Below are 18,429 nucleotides of genomic sequence, written 5' to 3' on the forward strand. Positions count from 1 at the left end.
TTTAGATCCAAGTCCTACTTCGTCAAGGGACCGGAGGCCCAGTTCATTGGAATCTGGCAAATCCTCCGGTCCTTTCGTTTGTACAGCAGGTACCCCTTCTCAAGTCCGTATTTGTACAGATCCCTGGTCAGGCACACGTCATCTCTGCAATACTTTTCTATAAGGTCCAGCCGTCCTTCTCGAAACCATGTTACCGCTTCAGTGCCATGGCCTGATTTGTTCCGGCCCAGAGTGACTTCGGAGAGATGGTCCAGGGGTAGGCGGAACCCGAGAGTGGATTCAACACACTGCAGAATATCCAGATTTGGGAGCGCTCTCAGGTTTTCTCTGGTATAGGCGCTTAACACCTCATAATCAAAGCGTATATGGTTGAATCCCACAATGAGAGGGGCACTCAAGAGGAGATCGATCAGGTCCTGCGTCTGTTCCTCCCGAAACGTGAGAAAGCCGAAATTTTCGCAGTATGCAACGGCAAGGGCCACCTTCATTTTTCTGACGTTTCGCCATCCACCCACTTCGTTGGCCAATTTTTGCGTTTCAATATCAAAAACCACCAGACCGGGGCTGCACTGGATCCGGGATCGCGAAACAGGAACAGAATCTGATTCCCGTTCCGCAGCGCATGAAGTGGAAAGAGATGTCCTGCATGATAGTCGGACAGGTTCTACAGGCTTCTTACAGGATGCGACCCTGTCATCCAATTCAGGAAAAATACGTGCTTTCGTTTTCTTTTGGAGGGTTTCTTTCTTCAACAGACCGGTTTTTCCCTCTCCCTTTGGCGAGGAATCGCGTGGTCTTTCGGAGGCCTTTCGCAATTTCGTGACCGGCTTCTTGAAAGCAGTATCAGGATCTAGGAGCAGCTTGAGGGTGAGAATACACGCCTGTTTGTCCAGCGGCTTATTCCCCGATCCGCATTTTGGGGAATGTATACAGGAGGGGCATCCGTCTTCGCAGGGGCAGGTCTCGACGAGCACGAGGGTTTTTCGAAGCAACTCGTCTATGATGTCAAAGGCCCGATGCGACAGGCCTACACCTCCGGGATGTCCGTCATAGATAAACACTGCAGGTTTGCATACCTGGGGATGGTCGGGAGTGCTTATCCCTCCAATATCGTCACGGTCGCAGAGGGCAAAAAGAGGGAACATGGATATGGCTGCATGTTCCATGGCATGAATCCCACCCATGAAGCTAAAACCGCGATCCTGAATGAACGTTCTCACGGTTTCCGGGATCTCGATCCAGATTCCTACTGTCTCGAAGTGCAAGGGAGGCAGTTCGAGATCCGTTACAGAAATAAGCTCCTGGGAGGACACTCTGCGTTTTTCGTACGAGTGGATCCTTTCAGTTACCTTCAGATTCGCCTCTCGGACTATGTACCCGGGGAATTCGTTCGATCGTAAAGGCGCACGGAGTATTTCCGTATCCTTCTCGGATAATGCACGCGTGTAATAGTTGAGCCTTTCAGGTTTGACGAGGATAATCTTGCGCTCCAGGTCGAGCCTGGTAACCAGGTATTCCCGAGCTTTGTGAAGATAGACAGCGCCTTCGTGACATTCCGTAAATACGCGTTTACCGGCGGAATTCCCAATGAGAGATTTGGTGCCATCGAGAAAGATCGGAAATGATGTGCCTATTCCCCGGAGGTCTACCGTGCGGTGAGGGCGTTTTGCCGAAGAGAACCAGGGGCCTTCTGCATGAGGCCGGTAGAGAATTCCTTCGTCTTCCAGTTCGTCAAGCACGTTCCTTATTTCATCAAGTCCGATCCATTCTTCCTGGGGAGAAATCGGATTTTCTGAAGCCGCACAAGGGATATGCTTTTTCAAAACCTCCTTGTTGTACGGATCGAGAATCGCTTCCTCGCAATTTCTTCTGAACAGGTCAGTGGGATTGCGAAGGAAATATTTGTCCAGAGCGTCGTGTCCGGCAAGAAGGACGATCGCGCTCGGGCGGCCCGCACGTCCTACTCTTCCGCCTCGTTGCCAGGTATTGATAATGGTCCCCGGATAGCCCACCAGGATGCAGAGATCCAATCCACCCACGTCAATTCCCATTTCCAGAGCTGACGTCGAGATCACTCCATCCATTTCTCCGGAAAAGAGCTTCGATTCGATCTCTCGTCGTTCTTCGGGCAGAAAACCTGCTCTATAAGAGCTTATGCGAGACTTGAGGTGAGGATTGCTTTGCAGTACCCAGCGCGTAATCAGTTCCGTGATTTTGCGAGCCTTTGTGAAAACAATGGTTTTCAGGCCGCATTTCAAAGCCGCTGCGAACATTTCCGCTGCAGCCGTGTACGGACTGGATACGGGATCGACGAGCAAGAAATGTCGGTCGGATGATGGAGCTCCGGAAACGTCAACAACGCGAAAATCTCGACCGGTGAGCCTGTTCATGAGGACTGCCGGGTTCGCTATGGTTGCAGAACAGGTAAAGAATAAGGGGTTTGAACCGTACAGGCGGCAGACCCTCAGGACTCTCAACAGGACCTGGGAAATATGGCTGCCGAAAATACCCTTGTACGTGTGCACTTCGTCCAGCACAATATGGGTCAGATTGCCGAAGAATTCTTTCCATGTCTCATGAAAAGCAAGCAAACCAAGGTGGAGCATGTCCGGGTTCGTAATGAGCACACGGGGAGGTTGCATTCTGATTTTGCGACGCTCCGCTTCAGGGGTGTCGCCATCGTATACCCCTGCGCTAAGGCCCGAATCTTTGGCTATGCTCAGGAATGAATCTTTCTGATCCCGCTCGAGTGCTTTCAACGGAAAGAGGAATAAGCTGCGGGCGTCAGGATTTCTCACGAGCGTGTCGAGTATGGGAATCTGGTAGGAAAGGGTTTTCCCGCTTGCCGTGCTGGTACACAGAACTACGTCCTGTTTCTGGAGAGCCAACGAAACAGATTCGGCCTGATGGCTGTACAGCTTTGTAAAGCCGGAACTTTTCAGGAGACGAATTACATCAGGATGTATTCCTTCAAGTATCGGACGCAGGTCAGGCTTTTTCTCGGGGATGATCTCGTGGTGGCAGAGGGACCAGAGGAATCCGGGTGGATTGCTCAACCATGTCAGAAATTGGGCGAGCACGATTCAACCGTTCATAAGAGAATTGCCCTGCGGCGGTTCAGACTATACGATTCTGTTCCTCTTTTCGTCAACCCACTCTTCGGATAACGGCGGAATTCCGGAATTATTTGCAGAGTAACGAACATCCATATGACATGTACTCCGTCTCCGCGAATCTTCCTTTTCGCAAAAGCCATTGAATCGACCGAGCAACAAGTGTTTTGTCCAGTCACCACAACGATATGGAATGTACGGATTCTGGAAAAGAGTGCTATATATGAATTGCATAACGGTCACATAGGCGAGCAGTGTACAATGAAATCTTATTCCGGTTGTCTGATGTATTTCGCTCCAGGTTTGGCAGTGCTTGCTTTTGTCTTGCTCTACCTGTGCAGTTTTCCAAACGTCTCAGCAGAAAGCTCGAGCCCCAAAATGGCGACCATAGACTTCAACGGCAAGACTATCCGCGCGGTGATTGCGGATACTCCGAAATCCCGGATTCAAGGACTTCTGGGGTGGAGTTCCATTGAGGAACACACGGGGATGCTGCTGGATTTTCTTACGGATTCCACTGGAGCAATACATATGGAAGGAATGAAATTTCCCATCGACGCATTATGGATTGACTCCACCGGAGAAATACGTACCGTGTACGATTCCATTCAACCCGATAAGGGGCTCATCTACCCGTCGATATTCCCCTGCAGGTACTGTCTGGAAGTTCAGGCGGGATTCTGCAAGAAATACGATATCAAGATAGGACGGAAAGTCCAATTTAGGGCTGATTAATAGCAATTGCCGAAATTAATGTCCGATTGATAGGAGTATTGGTGGGTACCGTGCCTCCGTGCCGGCATATCTTCAATTTGATCAATGATATCGATAGAATGGACCGACAGGGACGCCGATCCTCACTAATATCTTGTATTGAAGCATGGGATAAGGTCAGAATTTTGGGCAATCGTTCTAATAGCTATGCGGTTCCAAGGCAGAACAATTTGCCGTTTTACCCACCGCATGTGCGAAGAAACTCTTCGGGGTTCATATCATCCCGTATGCCGAGACGTGTTAGTGCAAAATCATATCGCACAGGATCTTCAGGCTCGATCTTCCGAAACGCGGCGGTAATCTCGCAGGCGGTCCGCAAATTTGCCTGCTTTCGAAGAGTGAGTCCCATCCACTGACTTATTCTGAACATGTGCACATCCAGCGGGATCAACAGATGTCTCGGCGAAATGCTGTCCCATCCGCCGGGATCTACTCTGTCTCTGCGCACCATCCATCTGAGGTACAGATTAAGCCTTTTGCACGCACTACCGAGTTCCGGCGATGGCAGGAGACTGCGGGGTCTTCCTTGGAAAGGCCGCGAAAGTTCTCGAACCAGATAAGTCAGCGCAGGAATCACCGTTTCATGCTGGCTTTCCATTCCTTGAACAAAGCAGCCTCCAAGAGATCCGTACGTCTCTATGACACGTTTTGCTCCCAGGAGCATGGTCGCAAGCTCCTCTCCGGTGGTAAAGCGATGCTTGAAATCCCGGAACTCTCTGCACAGAGAAGATTGCGTAGCAATGCCGAGATAGTCCCTCGGCGATTCTCCCATGCGCTGCAAAACGGTCCTGACGCTCCGCAGTATCTGGCGGACTGCACCATATGCAAGTGACGAAGCGATGAGTCCGACAATTTCTCTGTCTCTCAGGTCTGGATAATCGTACAAGAATTCAAGAGGGTCCGGATGCACGTATTCTCTGCGATTCAGTTTTTCGTACAGCTCGCAGAGATTTCGTGCCTGATCCGTGTTGAGGCGCAGCCTTTCCATGAATGTGTTCGTCTCGTTTCTAACGGGGGCTTTACAGCATAAGAGCTAATTTACCAGACTATTCCCCCCTTTTGTAAAGGGGGCCAGGGGGAATTTTGATCTAAACCACTGAAATCCCCCTTTAGAAAAGGGGGACATTGATGGCCTTCTTGACGCTCGGTGCCCATTCAAGTAACTGCGACCCTAAGTTAGCGCATATGAGGCTTTACAGCCTGGTGCTTCCTTCGGCAAGATCTATCAGGCCTTGTCGATCTTTTATCGTGATGGACCGGCCGTCGATGGCGATCAATTCCTGTTTGGACATCTTGGCGAGAATCCTGGAGAGCGTCTCCGGGATAGTCCCCAGCAGCCCTGCCAATTGGCCTTTTGGCATTTCCAGTTCAATATCGTCCTTGCCCTGTTGCTGATTGCTCAAATAAAGCAGATGAGCGGCAAGTCTGCCGGGAACCTCCTTCAATGAGAGATCGTCAACGAGAACGGTGAATCTCCGGAGCCTGCGAGAAAGCACTGCCAGCATATTCAGAGCCAGGGAAGGATTATTCTTGATCAACTCTACAAAAGCCGTCCTCGGGAAAAAGATAAACCTGCTGTCCGCCAATGCTGTTGCATGCGCGGGGAACGGTCTTCCTTCGAATACCGGCACTTCACCAAAAGGCTCGCCCGGTCCGAAGAGATGGAGGATTTGTTCTTTACCGTCCGGCGAAATTTTAAAGATTTTGACTTTGCCGGATGTCACAATAAAAAAGCCATGTGCTGACTGGCCTTCGGAGAAAACTACCCGGCCTCGTTCGAAGGATTTTTCCAGGGCTATTCCCGCAAGATCCTTTAACTGATCCGGCGGTAATCCTTCAAAGAGCGGTATCTTGGAGATCTTTTGAATCAGTTCCACCTTGACTCCTCATGAAAAATTTTCCGGTCAGCATTTGACTTACGTCAAAGACGTAGCTCTCAGGAATGCCTATATTTTAGTTTGATCGACCCTTTGCTCATAAGGGAACGTCACCCTAAGAAATATAGCTCAACTCGAGCTTCAAAAAAACTCGTAACCGTGAATTCGCAATCATTGCAGATCGAGGTCCCTGGAATGGGGAACACTAATCGGAGAAGCAGGTATGAAATGGAATGAAGATGCAGAGACCGCAATAGCGAAAGTGCCGTTCTTTGTCCGGCGCCGCGTTCGGAAACGGGTCGAAGAAGAAGCTGCTCGTCGCGGTTCCGATCGCGTGACTATGGATCATGTTACCGCGTGCAAACGGAAGTACCTGGAAAACATGGATGAAGAAGTAAAGGGATTTCAAGTTGAATCCTGCTTCGGCCCAAGTGGTTGCCCAAACAGAGTTTTGCAGGAAGACGGCCTCGGGAATGAACTCGAGAAGCTCTTCTCGGATGAAAAGATGAGGGATTTCCTGAAATCCAAAGTGAGCGGCCCCCTCAAATTGCATCACGAATTCCGCGCATGTTTGTCGGACTGTCCCAACGCGTGTTCGCGACCGCAGATTGCAGATCTGGGGATTATCGCCGCAGCGCGGCCATCGATTGTGAGCTTTCATTGTACCGGATGTGCAGCGTGTGTGGCAGTTTGCAAGGAAAGAGCCATAGAATTGGATTCTCTCACCGGGGAAGCGCGCATTGACTTCGATAAATGTCTATCTTGCGGCCAATGCGTGAAAGTCTGCCCTGCCGGCGCGCTTGAAACGGATGTGAAAGGTTACCGCATATTGCTTGGGGGAAAGCTTGGCCGACATCCGCAATTGGCGCAAGAAATAGAAGGAATATGGTCAAAAGAACAAGTGGTGCGCGTAGTGAAGAAATGTATCGAACACTATAAAACTCACAATTCCGAGGGGGAACGTTTTGGAGAAGTGCTGAACGCGACAGGCTTGGATTTCCTGTCAGATCGGGATTCCGATCCAGAAGAACAAGCGAAAGTGAAAAAAATCTGAATTGTTGACTTAAGTCAAAGCAAGCAAATCGACAAGAATTTATTCTTTAGAAAAAGACAACGGAGTTTCTGAACTTCAACCGGGTTGCCGGACACATCGCCAGGAGGGAAACAAAATGAAAGAAGACATGTTTTGCTATCAATGTGAACAAACAGCTTTCGGAACGGGATGCACCAAGGTCGGCGTTTGCGGAAAATCGGCCGAAGTCGCCAATCTCCACGATTTACTCACCTATGCCCTGCAAGGGCTCTCGTTGTATGCCGTCGAGGGGCGCAAAGTGGGAGTTGTGGATCGAGAAGCGAACGTGTTTACCGTGCAAGCTATGTTTTCCACGCTGACCAATGTGGATTTCGACGAAGATCGTTTCGTGCCTCTTGTCAGACAGGCGGTTGCCTTAAGAGAATCCCTCAAGGAGAAGGTGAGAGCAGCCGGAGGTAAAGTCGATTTTTCCGAAGATGCGGCAACGTTTCAACCCGCCGGAGACAAAGCCGGAATGATCGCGCAGGGACAACAGGTGGGATTTCGCGATGACGGCAAAGAGAATCCCGATATACGCTCTCTGAAACACATCCTCATCCTCGGCCTCAGAGGAGTTTCGGCATATGCCGATCACGCACAGATTCTCGGACAGGAAGACGATGCAGTGTATGCATTCGTTCACGAGGGACTGGCTGCTACGCTTCGGCACGATCTTGGCCTGGAGGACTGGGTAGGGCTGGTTCTCAAGTGTGGAGAGATCAATCTCAGGGCGATGGAACTGCTGGATGCAGGCAACACCGGGATTTACGGACATCCTGTACCGACCAAAGTCCCGCTCGGCCATCGTAAAGGTAAAGCGATCCTCGTTTCCGGGCACGATCTGAAAGATCTGGAAATGCTGCTCCGGCAGACTGAAGGAAAAGGAATCACGATCTACACCCACGGAGAAATGCTTCCGACCCACGGCTATCCGGAACTGAAGAAATATCAGCATTTCTATGGGCATTACGGAACAGCGTGGCAGAACCAGAGAAAAGAGTTTGCCGAATTTCCCGGCGCGATTCTCATGACCACAAACTGTATCCAGAGACCCAAAGAAACCTATATGGATAACATCTTTACCACAGGGCTGGTTGGCTGGCCCGGTGCAAAGCACATTGGAGATAAGGATTTTTCACCGGTGATCCAAAAGGCTCTCGAAATGCCGGGTTTCAGCGACGACGTGAATGGAAAAGCAGTCACCTGCGGTTTCGGGAGGAATGCTGTCATGTCCGTGGCAGGCGCTGTAATCGATGCAGTGAAACAGGGAGCCATTCGGCACTTCTTCCTTGTCGCAGGCTGTGATGGCGCAAAACCGGGAAGAAACTACTATACCGAATTCGTGGAGAAAGTTCCCCAGGATTGCGTGGTGCTCACCCTCGCATGTGGAAAATTCCGTTTCTTCGACAAAGACCTGGGAGATATCGGAGGCATTCCACGGCTCCTGGATGTCGGGCAGTGCAATGACTCGTACTCGGCAATTCAGATAGCCGTTGCTCTCGCCAATGCGTTTAACGTAGGCGTCAATGAACTGCCTCTCTCCATGGTCCTGTCGTGGTACGAGCAGAAAGCAGTCGCGATTCTTCTGACCCTGCTACACCTGGGAATCAAGGGAATCCGTCTCGGACCGAGCCTGCCTGCGTTTATTAGCCCGAATGTGCTGGATGTGCTCGTGAAGAATTTTGACATCAAACCTATCAGCACCCCGGATGAGGATTTGAAGGCGATCCTGGGGTGAGTCGGTATGGGGCGGCGATCAGTCGCCCCTCTTCAAAGGGAAGGGAGGACGAGACCATGAAGTGCCCGGGCCAAGATCCCAGATTCTGGAAGTTCGATGCAATATTCGATGCAGAGTGTCCGAAGTGCGGTTCCACGGTGGAATTCTTCAAAGATGAAACCCGACGCAGATGCAAGAAATGCGGGCACCAGGTGTTGAACCCCAAGATGGATTTCGGCTGCGCGACGCACTGCAAATTCGCCGAGCACTGCTTCGGAGATCTTCCTCCCGAATTGGTGAAGCAAAAAGAGGATCTCTTCAAAGACCGCGTCGCCGTCGAGATGAAGATGTATTTCAAGAACGATTTCAAGCGTATCGGACATTCTGCCAAGGTGGCTCGCTATGCCGAACGCCTTGTCCAGGAAGAAAAGGGAGATCCGGCAATAACACTCTCAGCGGCTTACTTGCATGATATCGGAGCTCGTCAGGCTCAGGAGAAATACAAAAGCGCAGACGCTGAGTATCAGGAGCTTGAGGGACCCCCCGTTGCCAGGGAAATACTCTCCAAACTGGACGCCGCTGAGCCTCTTATTGAGGAAGTGTGTGACATCATTGGACATCATCACCATCCGAGGCCGAATGAATCAACAAATTTCAAGATAGTGTACGACGCGGATCTCATTGCCAATCTGGAAGAGAAACAGAAGAAATCCTCTCTGGGGCCGGATCGACTCATGGAACAGTTCGATTCGCAATTTCTAACCAAAAGCGGACGGGAACTCGCCCGCAGCATCCTCTTCAATGAGGGAAACGGCAACGCTCCATCGAATCAGGCGTGACCTCGACGAAGCAATCCGAAAGGAGACTCCACAATGAAAGTAAAACGTAAGATAATAGAGATAGATCAAGAACTGTGTAATGGCTGCGGCCAGTGTATTACTTCCTGTGCCGAGGGCGCCTTGAAAATAGAGGATGGAAAAGCGAAGCTCGTAGCGGAAAAATATTGTGACGGACTCGGAGCCTGCCTGGGAGAATGCCCCACCGGCGCTCTACAGGTGATCGAACGGGAATCGGAGGATTTTGACGAAGCAGCGGTGCACGAACACTTGGAAAAGATGAAATCAAAGGCTCAGCCGGAGGAAAATCTTGCATGCGGCTGCCCGTCTGCAGCACTCATGAGCTTTTCAAAAGTCTGCGCGAGCACAGAGGAAACCACAGGAAACGTCAGTGCTGTTTCAGCCCTGAGCCATTGGCCGGTGCAAATTCGTCTCGTTCCGCCAACAGCTCCGTTTCTCAAGAATGCCGATCTCCTGGTGGCAGCAGACTGCACTCCTGTGGCCTATCCCATGTTTCATAGAGATTTCCTCGCGGGAAAAACCGTCATGATCGGATGCCCCAAATTCGATGATGCTCAAGCCTACGTTGAGAAATTTGCTCAGGTGTTTCAGGCTAACAACATTAGAAGCATCACCGTGGTTGTAATGGAAGTCCCCTGTTGTTCCGGATTGCCTCTTATTGTTCGTAAAGGGATGCAAATGGCCGGAAAAGATATTCCAATGGAACAAATTGTGATCAGTGCAAGAGGTCAAGTGATCAGAAAACAAAAACTCGTTGCCTAATAGAAAGAATACTAATTCTTACGAAGATTATAGCAAATGACAGAATTTTTGTCCGATTGCGAAAAGTGCTTCTTAAAAATTGGTGGGTGTCGGCCTCCGTGCCGGCACATTTTTAAAAACAAATCAACCAGTTCGGTCCGGCAGGGGACGCCGGCCCCTACCGTTCCTCACAACGGGTAGGGTGTTCAAAAGGTCAGAAATTATGTCAACTGCTATAGTATTGTCGGTGAGGGAAGAGAAGAAAACGTACTAGACCTTTTCAATTAATGCGTTCGGCTGTCATGCACATTAGCGGAAATCACTGTCCGATATGCCCGTCGACTACCAATGTTCCCCGTCAGGAATTTGGTCTGCTCGACGGGTTTTTTGTTTATGCTCGTACCAGTTGATCCGGGAGGGGTGCTTATGAACATGAATGCTTTGAAGTGGGCGGCTATTCTCACCTTTGTCATATCTCTCATCGTTCTCATTTTGGGAGGGGTCTTCACGCAAGGAGAGCTTCCCCCATATCCGGGAAAGGTCGTCGGACCGAATGGAGAAGTCCTGTTTACCAAGAAGGATATTTTGGCCGGTCAGGATGTTTTCCAGCAAAGGGGGCTGATGGATCACGGGAGTGTCTGGGGGCACGGTTCTCAGAGGGGACCCGAATTCTCTGCGACCAGTCTGCGACTCGAAAGTGAGGTCGTCAGAGATTATGTGAGCAAACAGGATTACGGAAAAGGATATGCCGAACTCGACGATCTCCAGAAAGAGATTGTGGACTTGAAGACTGTCAGGGAAATACGAACCAATCGATACGATCCAGCCACGAATACTTTGACTCTGACGGAATCCCAAGTCCTTGCTCTTCAGAAAGTCGTCGAATTCTGGAACACCATGTTCGAGAAAGGAGAAGTACGATACGGATTTCTCCCGAACACCATATCGTCACCCCAGGATAGACTGGAAATAGGCCGATTCTTTTTCTGGACAGCGTGGGTTGCATCTACGAATCGGCCGGGGAAAACGTATTCTTTTACCAATAATTGGCCGGCAGACAGGACCGTAGGCAATGTTCCCACAGCAGAGACCTATCTGTGGAGTCTGGGGGGCATTCTGGCGTTGTTTATCTCGCTGGGCATTTTCATCTTCATGGTACATCACTACGGTATCTGGTACGGGCCTGCACGAGGAGTAGAACTCGGCCAGAGACTCATCGACATGCCCCTTACTTCCAGCCAGCGGAAAGCAGCGAAGTTTTTTCTCGTGGTTATCCTGCTGTTTTTGATGCAGACGAATTTCGGCGGTCTCCTGGCTCATTACACCATTCACCCGGCAAGTTTCTATTTCCAGTTTATCGCGGACTGGATACCTTACAGTTGGGCCAAAACATGGCACCTGCAGCTCGCCGTATTTTGGATAATGACGACATGGATTGCTTCGGCCATCTACATCGCGCCCATTATGGGAGGCATAGAGCCGAAAAAACAGGGATTAACGGTCGAATTGCTGTTCATTGCAGTCCTTCTGGTTGCAGGAGGGAGTCTCATTGGAGAAGTGGCCGGAATTAAAGGCTATCTTGGAGATATGTGGTTCTGGTTCGGCCATCAGGGATGGGAATTCCTGGAGCTTGGAAGGGTCTGGCAGCTTCTACTCTTCTTTGGATTAATTGCATGGCTGATCATTGTGTACAGGCCGATTTCCAACCATATCAGATTGAAGCACCGAGATGAGTTTACCTCGCTCCTTATCTTTTACGTCATCAGTTCGGTGCTCATCGTATTATTCTTCGGCTTCGGATTGCTGTACGGCAAGGGCACACATTTGAGTGTTGCAGATTATTGGCGATGGTTCGTGATACACATCTGGGTGGAAAGCATTTTCGAATTTTTCGGGATCGCCGTGATTTCGTTGCTTCTCGTCAGTCTGGGTCTTGCCTCCGCCAGAGGCGCTCTCATGGTGGCATACTTTACTGCAGCCATCACTTTTCTCAGTGGAATTCTCGGAACCGCACACCATTTCTTCTGGTTCGGGCAGCCTTCTTTTTGGCTCGCGGTTGGATCGGTTTTCTCTTCTCTCGAACCGATCCCGCTCTTCGGTCTGGTCGTGAGAGGTCTCCTGGAATACAGATCTATCACTAAAGAAGGGGTTGATTTTCCCTACAAGTGGCCGCTGTATTTCCTTGTGGCATCATCTTTCTGGAATTTCATGGGGGCTGCGGTGTTCGGGTTCTTGATCAATCTCCCGGTGGTCAATTATTTCGAACATGGGACGTACCTGACCATGAATCACGGACATGCTGCGCTGTTTGGCGTTTTCGGCATGCTCTCCATAGCTCTCTTGCTTTTCTCCTGGCGAGGCATGGTAGATAAAGCTCACTGGAACGACAAAATACTCAAGGTGAGTTTCTGGGGTTTCAACGGCGGCCTTGGACTCCTCACATTCGGCACGTTGTTTCCGGTAGGAATTCTCCAGACCTGGACGAGCTACAGCCAAGCGCTTTGGGTCGCAAGGGACGCATCATTCTTCGAGAGACCGTTTGTTCAAGTCGTGGGGACGTTACGAGTGATACCCGATCTGATCATCATCCTGGTGGGGGTTGTACCGCTCTTCTATTTTCTCTTCACAACCTATCCGTACCTCAAAGCAGTGGGAATCAAGGAGGGTGAATCTGTGTGGGAACGTCTGGGAATGGAATTGTGAATCCACGAAGGAATTTCCGCAAAGGAGGATATTACACGGACTTGCGATCAAGATAGTTCTCATTATGACGACAGCACTGACCTGCGCAGTCAGGTCAGTACTGTTAGCACCTTGAATGCAAAATCATATTAGTCCTTTTTCATGTACTCGTGTGCGATGTTCCGCAGCCCCTTATTCTGGAGCATATGAAAGGTTCTCATACGTCTGACGTGCAGAGGATTCAACGAGCCAAGCGGAATGTAGATAATTTTTCTTCCCATACTCTTGGCGAGCTTTTTCCATTTTGCGGCAGGCGGAGATTTGGCCACATATACAATTCCGGGTTTCTCGGAATACGCTATTCCTGCCACCAGCAACCGTTCATGCCGCGTTTCCACGAAATCGAATGCAGGATCTCGCCAGACATCATACATTCGGAGAGGCGGGTACGACAGAGTGAAACCACCGTGCTCCATGCGGCTAATACCTGGACCGACCACGTCAGTACCGGGAGGAGTGGAATAAAAGGCCATGTCCGATTCCTGAGAATGCTCACCCAGCCATGTCATCTGAAACGGATAGCGGACCGACCGTTCATCCGAATCGAAGATCACCACCACAGATCCGAACTCAAGCCCGCCCTGTTCGCCGGTTTTCACGTAAATGCGGTTTTCATAATGTCTTCGGAGCATTTCACGGATATCCGGGCCATTGCCGAAGTCAGCAACAAACGGCTCGACTTCGACTTGTGAAGTTTGCAGCAGGTGTGCGGCATGTTTTATCAGAGCAGTGCCCCATTTTTCGACTTCCACGTCCTCGGGTGGATACGAACAGATATCCACTTCGTCCGGGTTCGCTGAATCCCAGGTGCGCTTGAGATGCTCTTTCCATTTCGTGGAAGTTACCGCTTTCATGCGGTACTTCCGTGAGGATGGAAAAAGGGTTCTCAGTTTCTTGTGGAGGATGATCTTATGCCCGTGAAACAGCAGGTTGTCTTCGTCCAGTAGCACTGCAGAAGGGTCCAGTGGATCGTTCGACCACGTATAATCAGCGAGGAACTCGTGCACATGGTATGCAAAATCCTCATCCATAGCTGAACGAGCCGAGGAAACGAGATGGTAGAGATCCGGAAGCACTTTGGCTCGAAAGGCAAGCCATTTGCGGAGGAACTTGACCCAGGTCAGGTAAACGTATTCGGGCACTTCCTGACGGGTTTGTGCTTCGAAATAATCTGCAGCAGCACGCATCAGTTGGATGATCAGCTCGTGCCTGTTTTCCGGCCGCGATTCACCCGGATCTTGGCGCCATCGCTCGAATACTTCCGTAATCTTCGGAATTTCAGTAAAGCCTTTTTTCAGGGAATCCGGATGAACAGGAGCAAGCACAGCAGCGGAGATGCCGGTCTTCATAAGAGGAAATGCCTGGGGTTTCGTAAGTAGTTTCAATATACCCGGAATATGAGCAAAACCGCCGACATAAAGGATATTTTCGTGCTCCTTTGCCGCTTCCTGGAGACGTGCGGCAATGTACGCTTCCCGGCGGGAGTTCTCCGGATCTTCTTCTTGCAGACCTGGGGAGAGCTTCAGTGTCTCCAGAAAAGTGCGCTGTCCCAGCACATCCACGACATACGCATCAGGAAGGTTGTCCATGAACAGAGGATAGCGAAGCGTCAGCGGGTCTATGAAACGGATAGGGATGTCCAATTCGAGTCCGGATCGAACAGCTTCCTGAACTCCATCGGAACCTTCCAGCATCAGTACGGCATTCTCTTTACCGGCAGTTTCGTACAGGATTACCGAATGATAAGGAAACCCCCGGACCCCGGAAGCGATTTCGTGACGCAAACCGTGTGGAAGCTCCACGCAAATACAGTCCGGCTTCAGATCGCGAATCAAGAGATGCGCCAGGACCGCAAATTCGATCCTGTAATGCATTACTCCCAAGAAAGTAATATTCTCGAACCGGATCGTATCAGACCAGTTTTGGGCCATTAAGTGAGCCAAAGGTTTCTCCGGTGATCTGGGTCAACGATTGATCCAAAGCTTTGCGTTCATCGAAATCGGGCTTGAACTTGAGAAGACGATAAGCATACCGAGCGATATTAAGTCCGTCTCTCACGCTCAGATCCTCATCACGAGCATGAGATTGTTGAAGCATTTCAACTACTTCCCGAATAAGCTCGTCCGAAGGGCCATCCAATTTTCCGCGTAAAATGCGGTATTCTTCTTCCCGTGTCGGAAAATCCATGTGAATGGCAGGCTGGAGCCGAGAATGAATGTACTCGGGAACCTCAAAGGTAGAGGCGTCTTCGTTCATGGTGACGCAAATCCTGAATTCGGGTTTTGCAGTTATTTCCACACCTGCCACAATTGAGTACACGCTCCGGCGCATGTCCAGCAGAGGTGCAATTGAAGCCCAGCTTTTCTCACTCATCCGGTTTCCCTCGTCAAGAAGGCAGATACCGCCTCTCACCATGGCAGAAACCAGCGGGGATGCGACGTACCGAATCTTGCCATTATCAGCTATAACAGGAGAAATGATGAGGTCTTCGGGTTTCGTATCTACTGTACACTGCGTGATATACAGCTTCTGCTTCATTGCCTTTGCTGCAGTGATCGCGAGCGATGTTTTTCCCACACCAGGCTTGCCCAGTATTCTCGGTTGCATGGGTGGGTCCAAACCGTCATCGGACCAGGCTGCCAGGAGTTGAGTCAGCGGCTCTTGCATACCGACCCATTCTACGTCCAACTCCGGAGGATCCATCAGGTGGATCTCGACTCCTTTTATAGTGATCTTTTCAAGATACTCGGCCATTGTGTTTCCATTCTGCCAATATTTACGGGAATGTGGAGAAAAGCCGTATTACACCACCCCATAGTGATTCTAAGCAAGCAGATGGGTAGTGTCAACTGAAGGGCTGAATACCGCTTACACCAAGGCGCTTTCCAAAGCAGCAGGTTTTGGCAAACTTTCTTGCTTTGTTGCAATTCTTCGTCCCGCAGGGACCAAAGAAAATAGCCCGGTAATTCAGAGGCTGTCTCAAGAGTCAAAAACGATCCTTGATCGTGGCACGAATTTCTCATCATCTTTCCGACATAATTATAGCTCCCGTAGGATGTGATGAGCGAAGCGAATCGAGACTGTCGCAAAATCATCTAGAGTAATATAATCGTGCCACGATTCACGATCCTTGTAGAGCAGGCCTCGTGCCCGCCCTTTCCCGAATGACCGGCACGGAGGCCGGTCACTACCGGGCACCCACGAGGGGCGCCCCTACAATCAGGCCGGGAAGATGGGGAAACATCGTGCCACGAATCAGGACAAATCTCGACTTTTGAGACAGTCTCGAATCGCATCGGTCCCGAAAGACCTCGACTGATGCGGTGAATCCGCGCGGATCGCGGATTCACCGCATCCTACGCTGGCGATCAGGAAACCCTGCTGCCGCGGGAAACCTTGAACATTCTTGACCAACCGACTCAAAAAGATTAAATTGACTTCTTGTGATTTACCTGAGGAAATGCGCATCCGGGAGGTTGCCTAATGTCTGTATTTAAAGTGAACAAAACTTTTCAAGAGATAAACGAAAAGATACGGAATGGAAAAGCTGTTGTTGTCACTGCAGAGGAAATGATCGATGTTGTCAAAGAAAACGGTCACTTAGAGGCTGCCCAAAAAGTGGATGTAGTGACTACCGGCACATTCGGGATCATGTGTTCTTCTGGCGCTTTTCTCAATACGGGCCATACCAAACCCAGAATTCGAACCAGCAAAATATACCTGAACGGAGTCGAGGCATATGCCGGGATTGCGGCAGTGGATTGCTATATAGGCGCCACTCAGACGCGTGAAGACGATCCCTTGAACAAGGTTTTTCCCGGTCGCTTTCGTTATGGAGGCGGCCATGTCATTGAGGATTTGGTCGCGGGTCGTGAAATTATTGTAAAAGCATCTTCATACGGCACGGATTGTTATCCCAACAAGGGCTTCACGAAAAAGATGACGTTGAACGATATTCCGGATGCCGTCCTCTTAAACCCGAGAAATGGGTATCAAAATTATAATTGCGGCATAAATCTCTCGAAGAAAACGATTTATACGTACATGGGAATCTTGCGCCCGGAGTGCATGAATGCGAATTTCTCCACTTCCGGGCAGTTGAGTCCGCTCCTCAACGATCCATTCTACAGAACCATCGGTGTCGGCACGCGTATATTCCTCGGTGGAGGAATAGGGTATGTGATCGGCCCCGGAACTCAACACAATCCTGGAGTGAAAAGATCGGAGAATGGCGTCGTGATGGGAGGCGCCGGTACCATTTCGGTACGTGGCAATTTGAAAGGCATGTCGCCCAGATTTTTGAGAGGCGCATCTTTGACCGGTTACGGCTGCTCGTTGAATGTTGGAATCGGCATACCCATTCCCATTTTGAACGAGGATATGGCCCGGTTCACCTCCGTATCGGATGACGAGATTCTCGTCCCTGTGGTGGATTACGGCTTGAACTATCCTTCAGGGGAAGCATCGCAGCCTCTCTGTCACGTATCGTACGCTCAGCTTCGCAGCGGAGAAATCGAAGTAGACGGAAAGAAAGTCACAACCGCCCCCCTGTCCAGTTATGCGGCAGCCCGGGAAATTGCCTCCATCCTGAAGGAATGGATAACTTCAGGCAAATTCCTGTTAGGTGAACCCCAGGAAGTCCTCCCTTCAGTTCCTTTTGAAGGATTTCAGAACTGAAGGACTTTCGATGAATTACTCTTTTGCCTGACAAGAGTGATGAAGAAACACTCTTCCGAATCGCTGCGATTCGTGTGCCGAGTCAATTAAGATGACAGTTCCAATCGTGTACGAACCGCGAACTTATCGGGATTTCGGCAGCCATGATCGTTTCGTCTCATTTAGAGTGGTTATCGAAACATCTGACCTGTATGTAAAGGCTCATTCGCTTTTGGAGCGTGAAACCAAAGCACTGATCCTCAAAGCACGGTCTCAGGTGGAAGCTGCGATTGCAAGACGACCGGAGTTTCTGACGAGTCTCCTTCCGGTCGGCGAAGACTCACAGGATTCTCCGCTGGTCCTTAGCATGATACGTGCAGGGAAGAAGGCGAATACAGGTCCCATGGCCGCTGTCGCGGGAGCAATAGCAGAATTTGTCGGCAGAGAACTGATAGGAATGTCTCCGGAAGTAATCGTAGAGAATGGAGGAGACATCTTCCTGCACGTAGATTCTCCAGTCACAGTAGGGCTTTATGCAGGAAGCTCACCGTTCAGCGGACGCATCGGATTAAGGCTGGACGCAACTCCCATTCCGGTAGGAATCTGCACATCATCGGCCAAAGTCGGTCCTTCGCTGAGTCTCGGCAAGGCAGATGCAGCCACGGTGGTTTCCCCGGACACGTCTCTAGCAGATGCCGTTGCCACTGCAATGGGAAATCGAGTCCAGAAGGCATCGGATATCAAAGCGTCGGTTGAATGGGCAATGTCCATTCCCGGAATCACCGGTGCTCTTGCAATTCTTGGCGACAAGATTGCCGCGGTAGGGGATTTGGAATTGGTCTCAATTCCTTTGTGAGACCACGCACGCAAACGACCAAAC

General features: G+C 50.4%; 13 protein-coding genes. 8 read left to right on the top strand and 5 right to left on the bottom strand.

The window, feature by feature from the left end:
* Positions 1-14: 14 nt before the first annotated feature.
* Positions 15-3,080, bottom strand: a complete 3,066-nt coding sequence (locus tag DESTI_RS12545; protein ID WP_014810336.1) for a DEAD/DEAH box helicase — start codon at positions 3,078-3,080, stop codon at positions 15-17.
* A gap of 294 nt (positions 3,081-3,374) precedes the next feature.
* On the opposite strand from DESTI_RS12545, the gene DESTI_RS12550 reads away from it, so the two are divergent.
* Positions 3,375-3,848, top strand: a complete 474-nt coding sequence (locus tag DESTI_RS12550; RefSeq protein WP_014810337.1) for a DUF192 domain-containing protein — start codon at positions 3,375-3,377, stop codon at positions 3,846-3,848.
* Positions 3,849-4,065: 217 nt separating this feature from the next.
* Here the strand turns inward: DESTI_RS12550 and DESTI_RS12555 are convergent, their stop codons facing one another.
* Positions 4,066-4,875: a TIGR02757 family protein gene (locus tag DESTI_RS12555; protein ID WP_014810338.1), complete on the bottom strand. Its 810-nt coding sequence runs from the start codon at positions 4,873-4,875 to the stop codon at positions 4,066-4,068.
* A gap of 205 nt (positions 4,876-5,080) precedes the next feature.
* On the bottom strand, positions 5,081-5,764 hold the full coding sequence (locus tag DESTI_RS12560; protein WP_014810339.1) for a Crp/Fnr family transcriptional regulator: 684 nt from the start codon (positions 5,762-5,764) through the stop codon (positions 5,081-5,083).
* Positions 5,765-5,987: 223 nt separating this feature from the next.
* On the opposite strand from DESTI_RS12560, the gene DESTI_RS12565 reads away from it, so the two are divergent.
* The 5 genes from DESTI_RS12565 to DESTI_RS12585 all read left to right on the top strand — a co-directional run bounded on the left by DESTI_RS12565 (position 5,988) and on the right by DESTI_RS12585 (position 12,854).
* A complete protein-coding gene (locus DESTI_RS12565; protein ID WP_014810340.1) occupies positions 5,988-6,818 on the top strand; it encodes a 4Fe-4S dicluster domain-containing protein in 831 nt (276 codons plus the stop codon).
* Positions 6,819-6,945: 127 nt separating this feature from the next.
* Positions 6,946-8,574 carry a hydroxylamine reductase gene (hcp, locus tag DESTI_RS12570; RefSeq protein ID WP_041287082.1) on the top strand — a complete coding sequence of 543 codons (1,629 nt, stop codon included), beginning with the start codon at positions 6,946-6,948 and terminating at the stop codon, positions 8,572-8,574.
* Positions 8,575-8,630: 56 nt separating this feature from the next.
* On the top strand, positions 8,631-9,392 hold the full coding sequence (locus tag DESTI_RS12575; RefSeq protein WP_014810342.1) for an HD domain-containing protein: 762 nt from the start codon (positions 8,631-8,633) through the stop codon (positions 9,390-9,392).
* A gap of 33 nt (positions 9,393-9,425) precedes the next feature.
* The gene (locus DESTI_RS12580) at positions 9,426-10,172 is read left to right on the top strand and encodes an ATP-binding protein (RefSeq protein WP_014810343.1); all 747 of its coding nucleotides are present in this window, start codon (positions 9,426-9,428) and stop codon (positions 10,170-10,172) included.
* A 405-nt stretch (positions 10,173-10,577) separates the two neighbouring features.
* Entirely contained in the window at positions 10,578-12,854 is a 2,277-nt protein-coding gene (locus DESTI_RS12585; RefSeq protein ID WP_014810344.1) for a nitric-oxide reductase large subunit, read from the top strand.
* Between the two features lie 128 nt (positions 12,855-12,982).
* Here the strand turns inward: DESTI_RS12585 and DESTI_RS12590 are convergent, their stop codons facing one another.
* Positions 12,983-14,836, bottom strand: coding sequence for a TraB/GumN family protein (locus DESTI_RS12590; RefSeq protein ID WP_014810345.1), 1,854 nt, complete (start codon positions 14,834-14,836; stop codon positions 12,983-12,985).
* A complete protein-coding gene (locus DESTI_RS12595) occupies positions 14,805-15,647 on the bottom strand; it encodes an AAA family ATPase (protein WP_014810346.1) in 843 nt (280 codons plus the stop codon). Before DESTI_RS12595 ends, DESTI_RS12590 begins: the two co-directional genes overlap by 32 nt.
* Positions 15,648-16,376: 729 nt before the next feature.
* On the opposite strand from DESTI_RS12595, the gene DESTI_RS12600 reads away from it, so the two are divergent.
* A complete protein-coding gene (locus tag DESTI_RS12600) occupies positions 16,377-17,570 on the top strand; it encodes a homocysteine biosynthesis protein (protein WP_014810347.1) in 1,194 nt (397 codons plus the stop codon).
* A gap of 91 nt (positions 17,571-17,661) precedes the next feature.
* On the top strand, positions 17,662-18,405 hold the full coding sequence (locus DESTI_RS12605; RefSeq protein WP_014810348.1) for a UPF0280 family protein: 744 nt from the start codon (positions 17,662-17,664) through the stop codon (positions 18,403-18,405).
* Positions 18,406-18,429 lie beyond the last annotated feature (24 nt).

Source organism: Desulfomonile tiedjei DSM 6799, assembly GCF_000266945.1.
Classification (GTDB): Bacteria; Desulfobacterota; Desulfomonilia; order Desulfomonilales; family Desulfomonilaceae; genus Desulfomonile; species Desulfomonile tiedjei.